The organism is Lignipirellula cremea, assembly GCF_056501455.1.
On record NZ_CM151415.1, the window covers coordinates 1,741,886 to 1,762,967 of the forward strand.

The 21,082-nt window shown below is 60.2% G+C and carries 14 protein-coding genes; 12 read left to right on the forward strand and 2 right to left on the reverse strand.

From position 1 onward, the window contains the following. Positions 1-232 precede the first annotated feature (232 nt). A complete protein-coding gene (locus SH602x_RS06765) occupies positions 233-1,954 on the forward strand; it encodes an ABC1 kinase family protein (RefSeq protein WP_479476060.1) in 1,722 nt (573 codons plus the stop codon). Positions 1,955-1,959: 5 nt separating this feature from the next. Here SH602x_RS06765 and SH602x_RS06770 read toward each other — a convergent pair whose 3' ends face one another. Further along, a complete protein-coding gene (locus tag SH602x_RS06770; protein ID WP_479476061.1) occupies positions 1,960-3,120 on the reverse strand; it encodes an NADH:flavin oxidoreductase/NADH oxidase in 1,161 nt (386 codons plus the stop codon). A 58-nt stretch (positions 3,121-3,178) separates the two neighbouring features. On the opposite strand from SH602x_RS06770, the gene SH602x_RS06775 reads away from it, so the two are divergent. The 6 genes from SH602x_RS06775 (at position 3,179) to SH602x_RS06800 (ending at position 15,561) form a co-directional block, all read left to right on the forward strand. Next, entirely contained in the window at positions 3,179-6,067 is a 2,889-nt protein-coding gene (locus SH602x_RS06775) for a recombinase family protein (RefSeq protein ID WP_479476062.1), read from the forward strand. A 273-nt stretch (positions 6,068-6,340) separates the two neighbouring features. Next, positions 6,341-8,482: a type I restriction-modification system subunit M gene (locus SH602x_RS06780; RefSeq protein WP_479476063.1), complete on the forward strand. Its 2,142-nt coding sequence runs from the start codon at positions 6,341-6,343 to the stop codon at positions 8,480-8,482. 75 nt (positions 8,483-8,557) lie between these two features. Then, the gene (locus tag SH602x_RS06785; protein WP_479476064.1) at positions 8,558-9,616 is read left to right on the forward strand and encodes a hypothetical protein; all 1,059 of its coding nucleotides are present in this window, start codon (positions 8,558-8,560) and stop codon (positions 9,614-9,616) included. Then, positions 9,613-11,037, forward strand: coding sequence for a restriction endonuclease subunit S (locus tag SH602x_RS06790; RefSeq protein ID WP_479476065.1), 1,425 nt, complete (start codon positions 9,613-9,615; stop codon positions 11,035-11,037). Before SH602x_RS06785 ends, SH602x_RS06790 begins: the two co-directional genes overlap by 4 nt. Further along, the gene (locus SH602x_RS06795; RefSeq protein WP_479476066.1) at positions 11,034-12,488 is read left to right on the forward strand and encodes an ATP-binding protein; all 1,455 of its coding nucleotides are present in this window, start codon (positions 11,034-11,036) and stop codon (positions 12,486-12,488) included. The genes SH602x_RS06790 and SH602x_RS06795 overlap by 4 nt, the downstream gene beginning before the upstream one ends. Positions 12,489-12,618: 130 nt before the next feature. Continuing rightward, a complete protein-coding gene (locus tag SH602x_RS06800) occupies positions 12,619-15,561 on the forward strand; it encodes a type I restriction endonuclease subunit R (RefSeq protein ID WP_479476067.1) in 2,943 nt (980 codons plus the stop codon). An 18-nt stretch (positions 15,562-15,579) separates the two neighbouring features. On the opposite strand, the gene SH602x_RS06805 is transcribed toward SH602x_RS06800, so the two are convergent. Continuing rightward, positions 15,580-15,825: a helix-turn-helix domain-containing protein gene (locus SH602x_RS06805; protein ID WP_479476068.1), complete on the reverse strand. Its 246-nt coding sequence runs from the start codon at positions 15,823-15,825 to the stop codon at positions 15,580-15,582. A 146-nt stretch (positions 15,826-15,971) separates the two neighbouring features. On the opposite strand from SH602x_RS06805, the gene SH602x_RS06810 reads away from it, so the two are divergent. From SH602x_RS06810 to SH602x_RS06830, 5 genes are all read left to right on the forward strand, one after another. Beyond that, complete coding sequence (locus SH602x_RS06810) at positions 15,972-17,483, forward strand: hypothetical protein (protein ID WP_479476069.1); 1,512 nt, start codon at positions 15,972-15,974, stop codon at positions 17,481-17,483. 286 nt (positions 17,484-17,769) lie between these two features. Further along, positions 17,770-18,243, forward strand: a complete 474-nt coding sequence (locus SH602x_RS06815) for a hypothetical protein (RefSeq protein ID WP_479476070.1) — start codon at positions 17,770-17,772, stop codon at positions 18,241-18,243. A 436-nt stretch (positions 18,244-18,679) separates the two neighbouring features. Then, positions 18,680-19,234 carry a hypothetical protein gene (locus tag SH602x_RS06820; protein ID WP_479476071.1) on the forward strand — a complete coding sequence of 185 codons (555 nt, stop codon included), beginning with the start codon at positions 18,680-18,682 and terminating at the stop codon, positions 19,232-19,234. Positions 19,235-19,406: 172 nt separating this feature from the next. Next, positions 19,407-19,661 (forward strand): helix-turn-helix domain-containing protein, encoded by a 255-nt coding sequence (locus SH602x_RS06825; protein WP_479476072.1) that lies wholly within the window; start codon positions 19,407-19,409, stop codon positions 19,659-19,661. 157 nt (positions 19,662-19,818) lie between these two features. Continuing rightward, on the forward strand, positions 19,819-20,979 hold the full coding sequence (locus SH602x_RS06830) for a tyrosine-type recombinase/integrase (RefSeq protein WP_479476073.1): 1,161 nt from the start codon (positions 19,819-19,821) through the stop codon (positions 20,977-20,979). Positions 20,980-21,082: the final 103 nt, after the last annotated feature.

Here is a 21,082-nt window from a genome sequence, read left to right on the forward strand (position 1 = left end):
CAATTGTTATCAAAAGAGTTACGCACAATCCGCCAGTTGCAACTGCCCGGCTACGGCACCTACAAGCGTCATCAGTTCGACACTTCGTTTAGTCCGTTTGACTGCGCATTGCGTCGGTAGGCTGCAAGTTCGAGCCCGTGATCGTTTGGCTCCGGGACGGCCCGATACCTTGACGTAGAATAGACGAGCCTCGGTCTCTCGCTCCGTTCCGCTCCGGCCTGCTCGATCGGCGATGGGTTTCTCAGCCATTCCGCAGACCTACCGCAACGTCAAGCGCGCGGGCGAGATCTTCGGCGTTCTTGCACGGAACGGCTTCGATGACTGGCTCACCCGGGCCGGCGCCTACATCGATTCGAAGATCCCCCGCCGTCAGATCGATGCTTCCGTCGTCGGAATGACGTTCGAGGCTCGCGTCCGGAAGACGCTGGTCGAACTCGGTCCGACGTTCGTCAAACTCGGCCAGATCGCCAGCACGCGTCCCGACGTCTTCGGAGTCTCCCTCGCGGAGGAACTGCGCGGGCTGCAGTCGAACGTTCCCGCCGATCCGTTTCCTGCCGTTCGCGCGCTGATCGAGCGCGAGCTGGGAGAGCCGCTGGAAGACGTCTTCCTGGACTTCGACGAAGAGCCGATCGCCTCCGCGTCGATCGGACAGGTCCACCGCGCCCGGCTGATGTCCGGCCAGGAAGTGGTCGTCAAAGTTCAGCACGTCGATATCGAAGCGACGGTCAACGCCGACCTGGAGATCCTCGCGGCGCTCGCGCGGCTGGCCGAACGCCTGGAAGATTTCGCGGCTTATCGACCGGTCGCGACCGCGGCGGAGATCGCCCGAACGATCCGGCGGGAACTCGACTTCGGTCGCGAGGAGCGGCAGTTACAGCAGTTCGGCGTGCTGTACGACAAGCTGCCGACCGTGCGCATCCCGACGGTCTACAGCGAGCTCTGCACCGGACGCGTCGTCACGATGGAGCGGCTCGACGGCATCTCGATCGCCGAACGGGAGAAGCTGATCGTCGCCGGCGCCAATCTGGACGAGGTCGCCCGTCGCATCGGCGCCGTCTACGTCCAGATGATCTTTCGGCATGGGTACTACCACGCCGATCCCCACCCGGGAAACGTCCTCGTCCTGCCCGGCAACGTCATCGGACTGCTCGACTTCGGCATGGTGGGCCGGATCGAGGAGCGGCTTCGCGAAGACATCCAGGAGATGCTCCTCGCGATCGCGCATCGCGACGTGCCGCTTCTGACGTCGATCCTGCGCCGGATCGGCGAGGTGCCGTTCGACGTCGACGTGACGGCCTTCTCGATCGACGTCACCGACTTCGTCGACAGCTACTCGACGGTCTCGCTGTCAGAGTTCGACGTCGCGGCGGCGCTCTCCGACATGGTCGAAATCATCCGCCGGCACCGCATCACGCTTCCCTCGCAAGTCGGCCTGCTGATCAAGACGCTGGTGACGCTCGAAGGAACGGTGAAGGCGCTCAGCCCCCGCTTCAGCCTGATGGAAGCGCTGGAACCGATGCAGCGGTCGCTGATGCTCGACCGGCTCTCGCCGAGGCGCCATCTGCGAAAGATGCGTCGCTTCATGTACGAGGCGGAGCAACTCGCCGAGTACCTGCCGCAGCGAATCATGGACATCCTGGAGCAGATCCAGCTCGGTCGCTTCGACGTCCATCTCGATCATCGCCGACTCGGCCCGACGGCCAATCGACTGGTCCTGGCCATGCTGACCAGTTCGCTGATCCTGGCGGGGTCGATCCTGCTGAGTCAGCAGGTTCCGCCCGTCCTCTTCCCGACGAACACCTACGTCGGCGGGATGCACAAGGTGTCGTTGTGGGGTATCGCGGCGATGGTCCTTTCGATGCTGCTCGGCATCCGCCTGTTCGTCGCGATGAACCGCTCCGGCAACCTCGACGAAGACGAGCTTCGCGAGCGAAAGCGCCGCCGTCAGCGATAGCCCGTTTACCCTCGCGGACGCCGTCGCACGGCGTAGCCGTAGGAGATCGGCCAGGGCGGATCGACCTCCGACTCGGTCATCGCCCGCACCGCCCAGTACGGCTCGCGCAGCAATTGGCGACCGACGAAGATTAGATCGGCGTCTCCGCGGCAGATGATGTCGTTCGCTTCCGAAGGCTCCGTAATCAAGCCGACCGCGCCGGTGCGAATGCCGGTCTCGTGCTTGATCGCCTTCGCGAACGGCACCTGATAGCCCTTCGCCACGGGAATCGAGGCGACCGGCGCCGTGCCGCCTGACGAAACGTCGATCAGGTCGACGCCGCGGGCTTTCAGTTCGCGGGCGAGCGCGATCGAATCCTCCAGTTCCCATCCGCCCTCGACCCAGTCGGTCGCGGAGATGCGGACCAGCAGCGGCATCGAGTCCGGCAGGATCGAACGGACTTGCTCCGTCGACTCCAGCAGCAGCCGCATGCGGTTCGTGCGGCTCCCGCCGTACTCGTCCGTCCGCCGGTTCGACAGCGGCGAGAGGAACGAGTGGAACAGGTAACCATGCGCGGAGTGAATCTCGACCGAGTCGAAACCGGCTTGAAGCGCACGGCGCGTGGCGTCCGCGAAGGCCTGCACGACCCGACTCAGTCCTGCGGCGTCGAGGGGCTCCGGATCGGGTTCGTCCTCGCGAAAGGGAACCGCGCTGGGACCGATCACCGGCCAGCCCCCTTCCGCTTCGGTGAGTCGGCCGCCTCCGTTCCACGGAACGGCGCAGCTTCCTTTCCTTCCGGCGTGCGCAAGCTGGATCGCGATCTTCGAGCCCTGGCTGTGAACGAAATCGACGATCCGCGCGAGCGGGGCGATCTGTTCGTCCTTCCAGAGTCCGGTACACCCGGGCGTGATCCGCCCCTCGGGCGCGACCGCCGTCGCTTCGACGACGATCAGCCCCGTTCCGCCTGACGCCCGGCTGCCGAGATGGACGAGGTGCCAGTCGCTCGCGAAGCCGTCCTGCGCCACGTACTGGCACATGGGGCTCATCGCGATCCGATTAGGCAGCCGCAACCCGCGCAGTTCCAGCGGCGTGAAGAGATCGACCTCCGGCAGTTCCCGGTCGTGCGCCGACTTCGCGTCGCAGTCCCCATGCCGACCCGCCCGACCCGCTTCGTCTCGCTTCTCCACGTCGTGCCTCAAGTTCTTTGCGGGCTGTTCGCTCAGGAGGCTGATTGCCTCGCCTCTATTGTTCCGGTTTCCGCCCCTATCCGCTCGCCGAACCGCCCTTCCGCGCACGAAAAAACCCGTCGATGGTTTTCATCGACGGGTTTCGGGGAAAGCGGAGGGCAAGGGAATTGAGCCACCCGCTTTTCGCAACCTCTTCGCCGACAGCGACTTCGGACTCAACGCCAGCCGCAGCCAGCAGTTGGATGCGTCCGGTTGTCTCGGCCCTGTTCCGGTCATTTCGGGTCATTCCGGCACCCGACAGGGACAAAACAGGGACAACCTCGTTCCACCCGCCGCGATCGACTTCGTCGCGATCGCCTGTCTCGCCTTCCTGCTCTTCGGAATGGTCGTCGCCAACGGTGGCGAGGATCCGAAGTACGGCCCGCTGCCCCGCGCGCCTCGTCGTCGGAATCGGAAAAGTGCTGAAAAGGGCCTTCCTGATGACGAGGAGTTGAAACGACTCGCGCAGGCCTATCTGGAGACCATGCGACGGCTTTGGCCCGAAATGACGAAACGAGGACTGTTTCCTCAACCGTCCTCGTCCCTCTGTCAGGAGATGGCAGACGACTTCAAACGACGGCACCGCGGCGGACCGATCGAACTGCCGCCAGAGTTCAAAGAAGTCTCGAAGACTGTGCCATTGGCCGGTAACTACGACCGCTACTCGTGCGAAAACAGCAGTCCGCTGTCCATCGTCGATCAGATGGTCAAATGCCTGGAGAAGGCAAAATCGAACGGTCACCTGATTCCCTGGTCGTACGTCTTCGCTGACTACTCGACGTCCGGACGCAGCGCCGCCAGGCGGGGCTACCAGTCGTATAAGGCACTGCTGAAAAGCGAGAACCGGAAGGACAAACGACGGCAAGATCGAACGGAATCCGGGCACGTCAGCGTCACCTACATCGACGACTTCACACGGGCGAGCCGCGACGAACTCGAATGGTGGAAGTTGGCGTTTCTCTCTCGATCACTCGGAAAGGGCCTACTCGGTGCGAGTGACAACTTCGACCTGGCCGACGATGACTGGGATGTGAAGATCGGCCTTTACGGCCTCCTTTCTCGGCTCTTTCTGGCTGGGCTGAGTCAGAAGGTTCGACGCGGTATGAAAGGGGCTGCGTCGAGAGGACGAACTCTCGGCAAGATCGCTATCGGACACACGCGCCGGGTTCGCGTCGATGGGTCTGGCAACGCTGTTCACGACAGCGACGGAAGCTACGTGTATGACATCTGCATCGATCCGGTTACCCAGCCTCTCGTCGTGTGGATGTTCGAGCAATACGCGATCCACAAGCGGTCGCTCACCTGGATTGCGCGCGAATGTAACCGCCGCGCAGTCGACGACTGGGTCGGGTGGACTGCGGGCACCGTAAAAATCCGCCTGGCCAACCCTTCGGCCATCGGGGTGTTTATCTGGAATCGAACTCGGACCGAGTACGACCCAGAAACGCAGACTTCCGCTAAGGTCAGGAATCCTCGGTCGGCCTGGTGCGTGAACTACCGGCCCGAACTTGCACTGGTTCCGAAAGAGCTGTGGCGGGCTGCCCGTCGCCGGGCAGCCGAAGGACGCCGGGGACATGCATGCACCGGCAAGAGTAGACCTACAGGCAAGTCCACGCCGGTCACGCTCTTCAGCAACACGCTCCTCTGCAGGTGCGGGAAGAATCTCACGCTGAGCCGCTCAGCCGGAAAGTACAAGTGCATGCAGTGCGTCAATGGTGCCGCTGGCACCCACGGCTGCACGCTGAACACGTCGAAGAGCGTCAGAATCATCGAGTCCAGCCTATTGGACTACCTTCAAGAAACGATCCTTTCGCAGGGAGCAATCGACGAAACGATCGCATTGGCCAACAGGCTTCTGGCAGACTACGCGACTCGCCCGAAGATCGAGGTTGGGCCGATGGAGAAGAGTCTGAAGAAACTCACTTCGCAGATCGAAACGCTCTTCAAACGGCTCATGAAGCACGGCGACGAGACGCTGCGCGAAGCGTACGACGCTCAAATCCGAAAGCTGCAGGCGGAGAAGAGCGAGGTGTTGCTGAGCCTTCACGAAGCGAAGGCAGCCAACTGCGAACCGCCCCCGCCGATCGATCCGGCCTGGGCGAAGAGTCAGTTGTCTGACCTGCGGTCGCTTCTCGGTCACGAGACTCCTGCTGCTGCCGAAGCACTTCGAGCCCTTACCGGCCCGATAACCGTCCGACAGGAGAAGGACCCGTCGCGGAAGCGAGGTGCTCGGTGGATCGCAGAATTCGAAACGGATCTCATCCGATTCATGCGCCAGCTATCGAAAGACCGCCAGTATCCAGATGCGTGCGCACTGGAGTTCCTTTGTGCACGGAACTGGACAACTCCCAAGAATGCCTCCGTCATGATCGACGAGGAGCCGAAGTACGCTGCGCTGGCCGAGCAGGTCGCCGACGCGGTTCAACGGGGCGTGAGCTTGAACGCTGTCGCCGCTTCGCTCGGAATCACTTGGCAATACGCCAAGTTCATGCTGACCTACGCGACGACGGGCCAGCGTCCCAAGTGGCCGAGCAAGAAGCCAGCGAGCGGTAAGGGCAGCCCTCCGGAAAAATATCGTCGTATCGCGGCAGACGTGGCCCGGATGCGAGACACCCTTCAGCTGAGTTGGCCGGCGATCACCCGGTCGCTAAAGGCAAAGGGCATCGACGTCGCCGAGGGAACGGTCCGGCGAGCGTATAACTACGCTCACTCCGAGGCCATCAAAACTTCAATCGCGGCCGGAAAGGCTCTTCACCGCGGCACCTGGCGACAACTTTCGCCGGAGAAGGTTCGTGAGATGCAGACCCTGATCCGCAAGGGCGAGCTGTCGGTCAAGGAAATCGCGGAGCGGGTGGGGGTCGGCCAGAATACCGTCCGCCGCGAGCGGGCGAAGATGCAGCAGGGCTAATCCGGCAAATCAATCGGCAGCGGGATAGCCCCAGTTGACGCTTGCTCCAACGCGTGGAGCAGGCGATCTGTCATGGATCGGTCGCCGAAGTCGTACAGTCGGCCTTTCTTCTCAGCCGGAGTGACCGGACGTGTCACTCCGGCTTTCAACGCTGGCTCTCAACCTGCGCTCGTTCCGCAGCTTACCGATCTTTGGTAATCTCGCGAGCGAACGGACCGGCGTCACCGGCGTCGGAACCAACAGCCGCCCGCCTCTTGAGAGCCCGCGCTCGCCATGGACTCTTCTCAGCTCAACTGGATCGCCGGCTACATCTGGGGCATTGCCGACGACGTCCTGCGGGACCTCTACGTCCGCGGGAAGTACCGCGACGTCATCCTGCCGATGACAGTCCTACGACGGCTCGACGCGGTCCTGGAACCAACCAAAAAGGCTGTCTTGGACATGAAGGCAAGCCTCGATAAGGCGGGCATCGCGAATCAGGACGCCGCCCTGCGTCAGGCGAGCGGTCAGGCGTTCTACAACACGTCAAAGTTCACGCTTCGCGACCTTCGTGCGCGGGCCAGCCAGGCGCAGCTCAAGGCCGACTTCGAGGATTACCTCGACGGCTTCTCGTCCAGCGTTCAGGACATCCTGGAGAACTTCGAGTTCCGCAACCAGATTCCACGCCTGTCGAAAGCGGACGCTCTAGGCACCCTGATCGAAAAGTTGCTTTCGCCGGAGATCAACGTCAGCCCGAACCCGGTGCTCAACGGCGATGGCTCGATCAAGCATCCGGGCCTCGACAACCATGCGATGGGAACGATCTTTGAAGAACTGGTCCGTCGATTCAACGAAGAGAACAACGAGGAAGCCGGCGAACACTGGACGCCTCGCGATGCAGTCAAGCTGATGGCCAAGCTGATCTTCCTGCCGATCGCCGATCAGATCGAATCGGGCACCTACTTGCTGTACGACGGGGCCTGCGGAACGGGCGGAATGCTAACTGTCGCGGAAGAGACGCTGACGGAACTCGCCGCATCGCAAGGCAAGCAAGTCGCGACGCACCTTTACGGCCAGGAAATCAACGCCGAGACCTACGCCATCTGTAAGGCGGACCTGCTGCTCAAAGGCGACGGCGAGGCGGCAGACAACATTATGGGCGGGCCGGAATACTCTACCCTGTCAAACGACGCGTTCCGCTCGCGGGAGTTCGACTTCATGCTCTCCAATCCGCCCTACGGCAAGAGTTGGAAGAGCGACCAGGAACGGATGGGCGGGAAGGCGGGCATGAAGGACGCTCGGTTCGTCATCGAACATGCCGGCGATCCGGAGTTCTCGCTTGTCACCCGTTCCAGCGACGGACAGATGCTCTTCTTGGCCAATATGGTCTCGAAGATGAAGCACGACACTCCGATGGGCAGTCGCATTGCCGAGGTCCATAACGGCTCGTCTCTGTTCACGGGAGACGCCGGCCAGGGCGAAAGCAATATTCGCCGCTGGATCATCGAGAACGACTGGCTTGAGGCCATCGTCGCGCTGCCGCTGAACTTGTTCTACAACACCGGCATCGCGACCTACGTCTGGGTCCTGACCAACCGTAAGCCCGAACATCGACGCGGCAAGGTCCAGCTGATCGATGCGACGCAGTGGTTCAAGCCGCTCCGCAAGAATCTTGGCAAGAAGAACTGCGAACTGAACGACGGCGACCTCCGGTGCATCTGCGATGCATTCCTGGCGTTCGAGGAGACGGAACAGTCGAAGATCTTTCCGAACGAGGCGTTCGGCTACTGGAAGGTCACGGTCGAACGCCCCCTACGTCTCGCTGTCGACCTTTCGCCAGAACTGCGCAAGCAGTTCAGGCTCGCGTGCATAGACGCCAAGGAGGAGCCTCTTGCCGAACTCGCCGACCGCCTCGCCGAGTCGCTCGGACCGGGCCCGCATCGGAATTTTGGCACGTTCATGGGCGCCGTTGAGCAAGACGCGAACGAACATGGCCTTAAGCTGACCGCACACCGAAGAAAGCTGATTCAGAGCCAACTTGCTGAACGAACCGAGACCGCCGACCCAGTTGTGAGGAAGATCCATAAGAAGAGCAAGGCTAAGGTCGATCCGCTCCGCGGTCGCTTCGCCAACCCAGTCGTCGATCGCGATCTTGTGCTGGAGTACGAGCCGGACAGCGAGCTTCGCGATACAGAACAGGTTCCGCTGCTGGAGGAGGGTGGAATCGAGGCCTTCATTCGTCGCGAAGTCCTACCGCATGCAGAAGACGCCTGGATTGACGTTTCATCCATCCGCGTCGGCTACGAGATCAACTTCAATCGCCACTTCTACAGGCCCACGCCACTGCGGTCTCTGGAAGAGATTCGCGCTGACATTTTCGCTTTGGAGAGCGAAACAGAAGGGCTGCTCGTTGAGATCTTGGGAAAGCTAGATTGATCAACTAGCTTGCACGAAGACAAACTCGCACTGCTGTGGGTCCATACGATTCAAACCACTACCGAGGACTGAGAGATGCCGCTAACGCCTGACGTAATCAATGGAGCGATTGATCGATACTGGCGCGAGTTCGACCGCTACGCCAAGCTCTCGGAGTTCGTAGGTGAGGCTAGTCGTCAACTACTCGATCGGGATGTCATACGAGGCTCGGTCCAATGGAGAGCAAAGAACCCGGAGCGACTTCGTGGAAAGTTGGAGAAGTGGATGAAGAACGGGGAACACGCGGAGATCAGCTCCATCGATGACGTGTTCCATACCCTCAAAGACCTGGCCGGCGCGCGGATCACTACCTACGTCGAATCAGAACGCGAAAAAGTCGTCGCGAGTGTTAGCAAGCGCTTTGACGGGTTGGACGGAGGGTTGGTCGCTCCGGATGTGAAAGATACGGCTGGGGGGTTCTATCGCGCGACGCATTGTATCGTCACGCTCCAAGAAGAGGATCTGGTTGGTGGATATGCGAACCTACAGGGCGTGGGGTGCGAAGTTCAGGTATGCAGTCTGCTGGCTCACGTCTACAACGAGATTGAACATGACCTGCGCTACAAGCCGCTTTCGGGAGCATTGTCGAAAGACGAGCAAGGCTTGCTCGACGGCCTCGGGCATCTCGTGGCGTCCGGCGACCTGCTGGTCAATCAGACGTTGAATGCGGTCGCTACACGACAACGCAAGAACACAGACCGGTTCGAGGACGAGTACGACTTTGTTACACGGATGCGGGCACTTTTTCCGAAGGCATCGGATTTCGCGTCCAACGCAGGCCAGCTCTACGAGGCATGCGTCAAGCTCGAACTCGATTCGCCCGAGAAGATCAAGAAGGCAATTAAATACGACGAGAATGTCACGCCAGATGCAGCACAACAGGCAGCTGCTGACCTTGCAACGAAGGTTGCTGCTGGCGGCGGGCAGCTCGAAGTCGAGAGCGATAGCTCTGACCAACTCCTGATCTTCCTTCTTCAGGATCAGAATCTTGTTCAGAAGCTCAAAGAGCTTTATCCATCAGGGCGCGGAATCGGTCGGGCTCCTCGATTCCTTTCGATTGCAAAGCGAATGAACAAGGAGCCAGACGCGACGTGATCACCGAGCTGAAGTCTTACAGCGTGTACAAAGACTCGGAAGTTCCGTGGCTCGGGCGGATCCCTTCGCATTGGGACATTCGACGCAATGGCCGACTGTTTCAGCAACGCAACGAGACCGGCTTCCCCAACCTGCCGATTCTCGAAGTGTCGCTGAGAACGGGCGTTCGTGTCCGCGACTTCGACAACTCGAATCGCAAACAGGTGATTTTAGACCGCGACAAGTACAAGCGGGCTCGAAAGGGCGACATCGCCTACAACATGATGCGGATGTGGCAGGGTGCAGTCGGAGTGGCTCCAGTAGACGGACTGATCAGCCCAGCTTACGTCGTCGCAGGTCCGCTGCCGGAGACGCTTCCGGAATACTACGAATACGTCTTCCGACTCGGCACTTACAAGAACGAGATCAACAAGTTCTCCCGCGGCATCGTTTCTGATCGGAATCGGCTGTATTGGGTAGACTTCAAGCAGGTCCCCTCACCGTTCCCGCCCCCAGACGAGCAAGCTGTCATCGTCCGCTTTCTCGACCATTTCGATCGTCGCGTTGGGCGGCTCATTCGGGCGAAGCGGCAGCTCATTACGCTTCTAAACGAGCAGAAGCAGGCCGTCATTCATCGCGCCGTTACCCGCGGGCTCGACCCTAACGTCACGCTCAGGTCGTCCGGCGTTGAGTGGCTGGGAGAGATCCCTGAACACTGGAAGGTTCTGCCAGTACGACAGTTCGGACGGGTTCAGGGAGGGAAGTCCCTTGCGGCGACGGCCCCCGGTTCCCACCGGCCATATCTGCGTGTTGCCAACGTGTTCGATGGAAGCATCGATGCTTCGCAAGTCAACACGATGCCGTTTGAAAACGAAGAGTTCGATCGCTTCTTGCTCTACGAGGGAGATCTGCTCCTCAACGAAGGACAGAGTCTTGCGCTAATCGGACGAACCGCTATGTACCGTGGGGAGCCACCGGCGTGCGCATTTCAAAACTCGTTGATCCGGGTGCAGGCTGGTGAACGGGTTGATCCCCAGTACCTTGAGTTCCTGTTTCGCCAGGCGCAGCGCAACCGGATCTTCGCCATCATCGCCACGCAAACTACAAACATCGCTCACCTCGGGGTGTCGCGATTGGCCAATCTTCTCTTCGCGGTGCCTCCACTTGTTGAGCAGCAGAACATCGTCAGACATGTCAACGCGATCGTTCCAGAAATCGACATTTCGATCGATCGAACTTATCGAGCTATCGATCTGCTCCGGGAATATCGCGCCTGTATGATCGCCAACGTGATCACTGGCAAGGTCGACGTGCGCGATGCAGCGGCAAGCCTGGGGGACGAGCGCGACGAATCCGACGCTGCCCTCGACGTGCTTGCCGACGACGAGGAACTGACGGACGACGCGGAACCCGATTCAGAACTGGATGAGGTCGACGCGTGACGCCCGACGAATTCGCCGCTTTGGTGCGACGCCTGGCTGCGCTCGACCACGAAACGGAATGGGTCGAGTTCAAGACGAATAACGAAGCTCCCGAGACGCTCGGCGAGAACCTATCCGCCGTGTCAAACGGCGCGGCTCTGCGCGAGAAGCCCGTCGGCTACCTCGTCTGGGGCGTTCGAGACGACACGCACGAAATCGTCGGCACGACGTTTCAGCCGAAGAGGGCAAAGAAGGGAAACGAGGACCTGGAGGCCTGGCTGCAGCAGTCGCTCAATCCGAGGCTGGATATTCGTATTCATGAAGGCGAGGTCGACGGTAAGCGAGTCGTTCTGATCGAGATCCCAGCCGCTACCCAGCAGCCGACCAGCTTCTCCGGTCGCGAAAGCGTCCGCGTCGGCTCGTATACGAAGCCGCTCCGCGGGTATCCCGAGAAGGAAAGGGCCCTGTGGCGGCTGTTCGCCAGCGCTCCCTTCGAGAAGGGGACTGCGGCAAGAAGCCTGGCTCCTGAAGAGATTGCCGATCTTCTCGACCACGCCGCTTACTTCCGAACGCTAAATCTGCCGGTGCCGGCGGATCTCAAGGTGGCTTTCGACGCCATGAGCGCGGACGAGATGCTCGCTCCGACCGTCGACGGACGGTGGGACGTCACCAATCTCGGTGCCGCGTTGTTCGCGAAGGACCTGGGCAATTTTCCGACGCTTCGTCGCAAGAGGGTCCGGGTTGTCGTGTACGCCGGAAACGACAAGGTCCGGACGAAGCGAGAGCACGAAGAACCCCGCGGTTACGCTGCGGGGTTCGAGGACCTGATGCAGTTCGTCAACTCACAGTTGCCGTCGAACGAGGTGATCGAGACGGCCATCCGGAAGGTCGTGCCCGTCTTTCCGGAACTCGCCGTTCGCGAACTCGTCGCGAACGCGCTGATCCATCAAGACTTCTCCGTGACTGGAGCTGGTCCGATGCTGGAGATCTTCGACGACCGCATGGAGATCACGAATCCGGGTGCGCCATTGGTTAGCACGGAACGCTTTCTGGATTCCCCGCCTCGGTCCCGTAACGAGACCTTGGCCGCGTTCACGCGGCGAATCGGGGTCTGCGAGGAGCGGGGGAGCGGCATCGACAAGGTCGTCTTTCAGACCGAGGTCTACCAGCTGCCGCCGCCGGTGTTCGAGCAGATCGGCGAGAACACGCGGACGGTACTATTCGCTCCTCAGAAGCTGTCCCGGATGGACAAAGCGGACCGTGTCCGCGCTTGCTATCTGCACGCCTGCCTGAAGTACGTAAATCGCGGATTTTTGACGAATACGTCGGTCCGCGAGCGATTCGGCATCGATCAAAAGAACAGTGCCACGGCGTCGCGGATTATCGCTGACGCGGTCGCCGCGGGCAGAATTCGGTTGCACGACGAAGACGCGGCAAAGAAGCTCAGGAAGTACGTCCCGTTCTGGGCGTAGCCTTGGAGACTAGGAGTATTTGACGAGGAAGTTCCCGCGCCTCGGCAATGCCTCCCGAAACTCTTATCCTCTAAGACTTTGTGATTTCTTTGCGTATTTGATGGCCATTTGATTCGGCTAAAGGACAGGCATGGCGACGGACACGACCGAGGGGGGCCTGGAAACCCTGATCGTTAGCCAGCTGACGGCGTCGGGCTGGGTGCCGTCGAGAACGGCCGATTACGACCGTGCTTACGCAGTCGACACTGTCCAACTCCGTGCGTTCCTGGCCGCCACCCAGCCCCCCCTCCTGGAGGCCCTAAACCTCGACGCCGACGGGCCGTCCCGGCGAAAGTTCCTCGCCCGCCTACAGGGCGAGGTGACGAAGCGAGGCACCATTGACGTGCTCCGGCGAGGTATCCAGCACGGCCCGCACCATGTCGACCTGTTCTACGGGACGCCGACGCCGGGCAACGCGAAGGCTGCTGAGCGATTCGCCGCTAATCGCTTCAGCGTTACGCGTCAGCTGCGATACAGCCTCGACGAGACGAAACTCTCGCTCGACCTCTGTCTGTTCATCAACGGACTGCCGATCGCGACGTTCGAGCTGAAGAACAGCCTGACGAAGCAGACGGTCGAGGACGCCGTCTGGCAGTACAAGGGCGACCGCGACCCGCGGGAACTGCTGTTCGAGTTCGGACGATGCGTCGTTCACCTGGCGGTCGACGACCAAGAAGTGCGGTTCTGTTCCCACCTGAAGGGCAAGGCCTCCTGGTTCCTTCCGTTCAACAAAGGCTTCAACGACGGCGCGGGCAACCCGACGAACTCCGCGGGCTTAAAGACTGACTATCTGTGGAAACGGATCCTGACGCCCGCAGGTCTGACGAACATCCTGGAGAACTATGCCCAGGTCGTCGAGGAGAAGGACGAAAAAAGCGGGCGAAAGAAGCGGGTTCAGATCTGGCCTCGCTTCCATCAGCTTGACGTCGTGCGGAAGCTGCTTGCCGATGCAGGTTCGCACGGCGCAGGTCGGCGATACCTTATTCAGCACTCTGCAGGCAGCGGCAAGTCAAACTCGATCGCTTGGCTCGCTCATCAGCTCATCGGGCTCAAGAAGAACGACGCTGAGGTATTCGACTCGATCATCGTCGTTACCGACCGCCGCATCCTCGACCAGCAGATCCGGGACACGATCAAGCAGTTCGCCCAGGTGGGCTCGACGATCGGCCATGCAGTGCATTCGAGCGACCTTCGCCGATTCATCACGGGCGGCAAGAAGATCATCATCTCGACCGTTCAGATGTTTCCGTTCATCCTTGGCGAGATCGGCTCGGAGCACCGAAACCGAAGATTTGCGATCATCATCGACGAGGCGCATTCCAGCCAGAGCGGCCGGACCGCCGCGGCGATGAACGTCGCGCTCTCCGAAACGGGACACCCGGACGAGGAGGAGAGCGTCGAGGACAAAATCAATCGGGCGATCGAAGCGAAGAAGATGCTGCCGAACGCGAGCTACTTCGCGTTCACCGCCACGCCTAAGAACAAGACGCTAGAGATCTTCGGCGAGCCGTTCGAGGAAGACGGCGAGACGAAGCGACGCCCGTTTCATACCTACACGATGAAGCAGGCGATCCAGGAGGGCTTCATCCTCGATGTGCTGAAAAGCTACACGCCGATCCACAGCTACTACAAGCTCATCAAGGCTGTCGAGGACGACCCCCAGTACGACACGAAGAAGGCGAAGAAGAAGCTGCGCCGATACGTCGAGAGCAACGATCACGCGATCCGGCTCAAAGCCGAGATCATGGTCGACCACTTCATGGAGCAGGTGATAGCCCTGAAGAAGATCGGCGGCCAGGCACGGGCAATGGTCGTCACGAGCGGGATCGAGCGAGCGATTCAGTACTTCTTCGCGATTCGCGAGTACCTGGGGGAACGTAAAAGCCAGTTCAAGGCGATCGTCGCGTTCTCAGGAGAGTTCGAATACGGAGGCAAGAAGGAAACGGAAGCGTCGCTCAACGGGTTCCCCAGCGGCAAGATCGCCGACTACATCCAAGAGGACCCGTACCGGTTTCTGATCTGCGCCGACAAGTTCCAGACCGGATACGACGAACCCCTCCTGCACACGATGTACGTCGACAAGCCGCTGTCGAGCATTAAGGCGGTGCAGACGCTGTCGCGGCTGAACCGGGCGCACCCGCAGAAACATGACGTGTTCGTTCTTGATTTCATGAACGACACGGACACCATCCAGGAAGCGTTCGAGCGTTACTACCGCACGACGATCCTGAGCAAGGAAACCGATCCCGACAAACTACACGACCTGAAGAACTTGCTCGACGGCTACCAAGTCTATGGGCCCGAGCACGTCGACGGGCTAGTCGCCCTGTACCTGAACGGAGCGGAACGCGACCAGCTGGATCCTATCCTGGACGCATGCGTCGCGACGTACAACGCCAGCCTGGACGAGGACGATCAGGTCGCGTTCAAGGGGAATGCGAAAGCATTCTGCCGCACGTACGGCTTCCTCGGATCGATTCTTCCGGCGAGCTACAAAGTTCCTGCCTGGGAGAAGCTGTCGATCTTTCTCAACTTCCTGGTGCCGAAGCTGCCGGCACCGAAGGAAGAGGATCTCTCGAAGGGGATTCTCGAATCGATCGACATGGACAGCTACCGCGTCGAGAAGCGAGCGGCGATGCAAATTCAGCTCGCCGACGAAGACGCAGAAATTGACCCCGTACCGAATGGCGGTGGCGGACGGAAGCCGGAACCGGAACTCGACGCCCTCTCGAACATCCTTAAGGCGTTCAACGACCAGTTCGGAAACATTCCCTGGACCGATGCGGACAGGGTACACAAGCTGATCACCGAAGAGATCCCCGCGAAAGTCGCAGCAGACTCGGCGTATCAAAACGCCAAGAAGCAAGGCGACAAGGGGAAGGCCCGCATCGAACACGATGCCGCTCTCGTGCGGGTCATGGTCAGCCTGCTCAAGGACGACACCGAACTTTTTAAGCAGTTCAGCGACAACGCCGGATTCAAACGCTGGCTCGCGGATACTGTCTTCGGACTGACCTACGAAGACGCGGCGTAAGGGCTACCAAGGCGTCGATCAGCTCGACAGCTTTTCGTCCAGCCGGGCCGCGAATAACGTCAAATTCGTGCCCAAGGCTTCACAGATTTCGCGAAGCTCAAGCACGTCGACGCGTCGCTCGCCAGACTCGAACTTGCTAACGAAGGACTGGGGACGACCGAGACGCTGAGCGAGATCGTCCTGACGCAGGCCAGCTCGCTTGCGAGTAGCGCGCAGCAGATCGCAGAGGATCTGTTGCTTCTTCGAGAAGATGCTCTTTTCCATCCACCCGCACGCTCCGAGTGCGGGGGAAGGTAAATTCGATTCCGGAATATCCCAAAACAGGATATCCTGGAAGTGCCTTTGATGGCTTGCGCTGCGGGGATCAGCTGCGACTTCGCGGTACCGAACACAATCCGAAGGGGAACCCGATGCTCAGTCGACTACTGATCTTCAACGTAATCCTCTTGGGATTAGGGGGAGTTCTCGCCGCAGAAGAGCTGGATCTCTCCGGCGCATGGCACCTCCATACCGGTACCGTCTATGAGACCGGGAAGGAAGAGAAGATGCTTCCTCGTGTAGCGAGCAAGATGGCGATGCGGTGTCGCAGAACGGACGAGGGATACGAGGTAACTGTTTTCAACCTCGTGAAGGGTCCGACAACCGCGTCGCTCAGCGACATCAAGCCGCTCGGCCTAGGGACAGGACACCCTCGCTATACGGCAATGGTCGAAAGCGAAGGCAAGCGAATCCCGCTCTTGCTCGAAGCCGAAGGGGCGGAACTGCGCGTGGCGATGCTCGAAGCCGGGGGACCGCCGACGGACTTCGGTGCTGCAAAGGCCTCGGACAGTAACGGCGCGGATCTGACGTTTCGTCGGTCAGTCATCCCAGAGGACGACAAGCGGTTGTTGGGCGAATGGGACTGCACCGGGGTGATCGTCATCGCAAAGGCGGGAAACTCGCTATCTCCTTACAGCCCCCAGAAGAACACACCTCCGTTCCTAATCACTTCAAAGGACGGCTTCTACTTCCTCGACGTCAAGGATGATCAGAGTGGGCTATTCCCTTGCTACCTCTCTCTGTTCAAGCGTAGCGATCTAGATGGGCTAAAGGCTTACGAACTGCAAATCAGCGGGGCACCTGACTTTGCTTGGCACCTCCTTGTCGCAGTCGAGGAGAACAAGATCCTGGCGTGCACGGAGTTCGGCGCGTCTGAAGCTCCCGAACATTTCGACGCGCCCGAATCTGAAAACTCAGCTAAGTACGCGTTGGAACTGGTGAAGCGAATGCCGGCGACGATTGCCGTAACCGGCCCCCCAGGTGCGAAAGTTACGATCGGCGAACGAACCTACGAGCTTGGGTCGAAGCCAGTCGCTGCCTTGACCGATCCTTTTTCGGCGGGTGAGGAATCGCAGATCGACGTCCGCATCAGCGGATCGTCCGAAGGACGCGAGGTGCAGGACCGGGTACGGGTCTGGGCCAAGGCCGGCGATGAAGTGAAGGTTGACGTTCGTGATTTCTACGCCCCGGATCCGTCGGTACGCACGTTTCGCTACTGGACCTGTTGCGTCAAGCACTTCCACCAAGGAATGACGCTCGCGACCGACGCAGCGAAATCAACGCGAGAGAAGACGCTGAGCGACATGATCAACTCGATTCGTTCAGTTCCGGTCCGTGGTGTGGATGAGCAAGCAGTTCAACAGTGGGGCGAGATGGTTCTTCAACTCGAACGTGCGATACAAGTCCAAGACGCGGCGTTCGGCCTCGACTACCTCGTCGAATCGTTCGCTCGTGGAACTCAGGGAGATCCATTCGGGGCGGCGGCTGAGCGAACGAAGGCTGTCAAGAACGAGCAGACGGCATGGCGGGAGTCAATCGTGCGGCTCAAGAGCCTCGCAGCGGCGATGACCGCGAAATATGACACCGAGTTTCCCAATCCCTGATGCTCGGGAAGAACGAAGGCTCTCCAAAACGCGCCCCGTAGGGCAGAAGAATTGATCGCAGTCGATGCCGTCACCAATCCTGGTGGCGGCATTTTTCGTTGAGTAACGCCGCTAATCCTCTTCAATCACCCCGTGGCGATTCCCGCCGAGTGCCGGATCGCCGCCTTTCTCCTGCCGCGGCAGGTGTAGAGGTCTCGGCGTACCTCACATCCTCCTAAACCTTCGCAGGGGCTGTCGCACATCGCGACAGCCCTTTTTCGTTTCCTCGCTTCCGTAGGAGAACAGAATGTCCGATGACATCCCTTCCATCGCGCGTCAGATCGAGCGATTGCGCGACCTCAATATCGAGATCCGTCGCCAACTCGAACTGGCGGAGTCGCAGATCCCGCTCATCAACGCAACGCTCAATCGCCTGGAGCCGCTTCGGCTTTATCCCTGCAACGTCTTCATGGGACACATCATCCACACGCAGCCTTACGAAGACGACAACCGTCAGGACTCGTGTCTGGTCATTGTCGCGACCTTCGTCTATGGGCAGGGCTTCGGGGCGACGTTCTGGGACTCCGAGGAGTACCAGGAGTTTCGGTCCCGTCTCGTGCAGGCTCGTGGCGACGTGCTTCTCAAGTTCGCTCAGTTCGATGAACTCGAGCCGGGCATCAAGGCACTGCTGATGCCGCATGTCGGTGGGCTGCTCGCCCGGATCTGCAACGAGGTCATTCCGCGTCAGCTCTACGACCCGTCGAACGGCACGAACAGCTAATCAAAACCATCCGTCCCCTTCCTTGCCGGCCGCCGACTGGGCGGCCGGCCGATGGACGTTCCGACGAGGACCACATGCGACATCAACCTCGCTCCACGACCTCCACTACGGAAACCCAGCGTCGGGTGCAGGCCGTGAAGGATCTACAGACGCTACTGGCAAGGATTCTCGCACGTCGCTGGCAGGCTTCGGCGAATGAGTGCTCAAGGCGAAGCCCGGACAGTCGCCGCAGGTCCTGAGGGCGAGCAAGGTCGTTAAATCGTGTAGGCCTTAGGTAGACTGACGATTGAATCACCTCTTGTCGTTCGTCTCGCGGGGCCACACGAAAATGGCGGGAACACGAACCCCTCCACGATTGCCCAAGAGCCCCATCGTTCTTGGTGAACTCCTGAGATGCGCCCGCGAACTCACGGGGTTCTACGAACGAGGCTACCTGATGACGCAGGCCTGGATCGATGACGTTCGGCTTGTCGCTAGTAGCGGTGAGACCTCGTGCGCCGACTTGGCGAGCTTGACCGGGCGATGGATCGTCAGGCGACGTGATCAAGTGCTTGCTGATGCCCCCGCCGCATCGACCATAGGCAGCTTCCTCGATCGCGTCACGTTCGATCGGGAAACAACTGCATTGAACTCTGCGTTCGGGCATGTCCTAACGGCCCGAAGCATGTGCGAGCAAGTGTCGGCACTTGAACGCGCGGCATCGGCGCAGCTGACGCTGGTGCGATCATGCGAGATCCTCCAAATGCGGATCGTGACCGCCTTGGAAGAGGCCGAACAGCGGACTCGACCGGACACCAAACCGGACGCAAAGAAGAAAATTCGCAGATATCCCGAAGGCGACGCTGGTACTCTCGCGAGACGAATTTTGAACAACCCGAATGGACTCACGCGAACGCAGATCGCTCGGGAAATCGCCAATCAGGACGAGAAGAGGGCACAAAGCCTTCTTCGCCAGGTACGTAGATACCCGGAGCTCTTCAAAGACCTGTAACTACGGCGGACAACCGGACAGGTCGTTTTTCAGATATTGCGTTTTTTGCTCAGTTGGTCGCGGTCGTTCACCACACTTCCGCGGAGCCAACGATGCACGAAAAGCCCGTCCTCGCTCATTCCGTCCCGATCGGTCCGCTTTGCGGATCGAGAAGTCATAGGGGACAGGTCGAATGAGCACTGCTCGCCGAAAGCTCACGCAACGGGAGATCGACGCCGCATTTTCTGCGCGCGACCTCCCTCTCGCCATCTCTCCCGCCCAGTTCGCCAAGCTCCTGGGGAGGAGTCGCTCCACGATTTACGAGTGGATCGACAAGGGGCGGCTGGAGGGTGCTTATCGCAAACGCGGCAAGCACCTGCTGATCGAGCCCCGTCGCGCTTACGAAGCGATCTTCAACGGCGAGGAGTGGACGAGTTCCGACGGCTGATCTGATTTCGGTCATTCGCGACCGGTTTTCTCGGGAGAGTGTCTGCACTAGTTCAGGCACTCGCCGCTTCGTCGATACGGGCGTCAAAGCGGCATGCCGGCGTGGGTCGTAATTCCCTCGCCCGGCTAAAGCATGGTTTCCTCACTCGATATAGGGAATGCCGCAAGAGAAGAGCAACGGCGAGACCGTCCGGCAGGAAGTGGGCGGTGCCGTCAAGATTTACCAACGCGGGAAGAAGCGAATATGGACAGCTGATTTCCACCACCAGGGTCAACACCGTCGCAGGTCTTTGAAGACTCGCAACCGCCGATTGGCGGCCCAGAGAGCGGCGTTGATCGACGCAGATCTCACCAACGGCACCTACGCCGCTGTCGTGAGCGAGAACACGCGGAACGAATCGATCTCAGTCGCCGAAGCCTGGGAGGAGTTCGTCACATTTCTCAAAACCGAGAAGCGGGCAACTAAGACAATTAGCGGTTACCGCAGCAAGATGGACCGGTTTAGGGAATTCCTAACCGACGAAGGCAAGGGCGATCTCCATCAGGTGACTCTTCGACTCTACGAAAGGTACCGATCCGTCCGCAGCGCGGAGGTCGAAGACAAGACGCTCGCCGACGACGGAATCTTCATGAAGCGTTTCCTCGAATGGTGCTCCGACCAAGGGTTCATCCGCGAGAACCCGCTCGAACGACGGAAGTTCAAGAGGCCCGAACCGGAGGCGTGCGCTGGTCCAAGCCTTCAGCAAATCAATCAGATCCTTCGGATCGCAGACGCCTATCGTTTGCCGATCTACGCGATCCTCGCATTCACCGGAATGCGGAGCGGCGAAGCGAAACAACTCCGTCCTCAGGACGTCGACTTCAAGGGGAACTGGATCCACATCATCGACCGTCCGGATGCGCGAACGAAGACGCGAAAGAGCCGCAAGGTTCCGATTCACCCGAGGCTGCTGCGGATCCTGAAGAAGGTCCGCCCCGGCAAGACGTGGTTCTTTACAGCCCCGCCGAGCAATCGGTATCCCGACGGCGAGCACCACTACAACCCGAAGAAGTTGAACGAGGACTTCCTCGAACTGCTCAGGAGTTTGGGTATGGACGCCGGGCGCGGGGCTGACGGCTTTACCCTTCACAGCCTTCGGCACAGTTTCAAGACGATCTGCGTCAACGCCAAGATCCCGCGCGAGGCCGTCGACGCGTGGCAAGGGCACGTGCCGGATAAGCGAAACCCGAGCAACGTCTACTACAAGCTGACCGACGAGGACAGTCGACGTTTCATGCTCGAAGTTCCCTTCGGCGACGGACCGGAGTCCGACGCCTGATTCCTTAACGACTGGAGATCAGAACGATGAACGGTATCGGAACCGCCGTCGCCGCGATTGCGGCGACGGTCGCGTTCGGGCTCGCGAGCCCGGTCCCTCAGCA

Excerpts from the sequence above, each read along its gene's own strand:
- SH602x_RS06800 (WP_479476067.1), top strand. The coding sequence starts at position 12,619 with ATGGCGACGGACACGACCGAGGGGGGCCTGGAAACCCTGATCGTTAGC.
- SH602x_RS06805 (WP_479476068.1), bottom strand. The coding sequence starts at position 15,825 with ATGGAAAAGAGCATCTTCTCGAAGAAGCAACAGATCCTCTGCGATCTG.
- SH602x_RS06820 (WP_479476071.1), top strand. The coding sequence starts at position 18,680 with ATGACGCAGGCCTGGATCGATGACGTTCGGCTTGTCGCTAGTAGCGGT.
- SH602x_RS06830 (WP_479476073.1), top strand. The coding sequence starts at position 19,819 with ATGCCGCAAGAGAAGAGCAACGGCGAGACCGTCCGGCAGGAAGTGGGC.
- SH602x_RS06825 (WP_479476072.1), top strand. The coding sequence starts at position 19,407 with ATGAGCACTGCTCGCCGAAAGCTCACGCAACGGGAGATCGACGCCGCA.
- SH602x_RS06810 (WP_479476069.1), top strand. The coding sequence starts at position 15,972 with ATGCTCAGTCGACTACTGATCTTCAACGTAATCCTCTTGGGATTAGGG.
- SH602x_RS06765 (WP_479476060.1), top strand. The coding sequence starts at position 233 with ATGGGTTTCTCAGCCATTCCGCAGACCTACCGCAACGTCAAGCGCGCG.
- SH602x_RS06815 (WP_479476070.1), top strand. The coding sequence starts at position 17,770 with ATGTCCGATGACATCCCTTCCATCGCGCGTCAGATCGAGCGATTGCGC.
- SH602x_RS06780 (WP_479476063.1), top strand. The coding sequence starts at position 6,341 with ATGGACTCTTCTCAGCTCAACTGGATCGCCGGCTACATCTGGGGCATT.
- SH602x_RS06785 (WP_479476064.1), top strand. The coding sequence starts at position 8,558 with ATGCCGCTAACGCCTGACGTAATCAATGGAGCGATTGATCGATACTGG.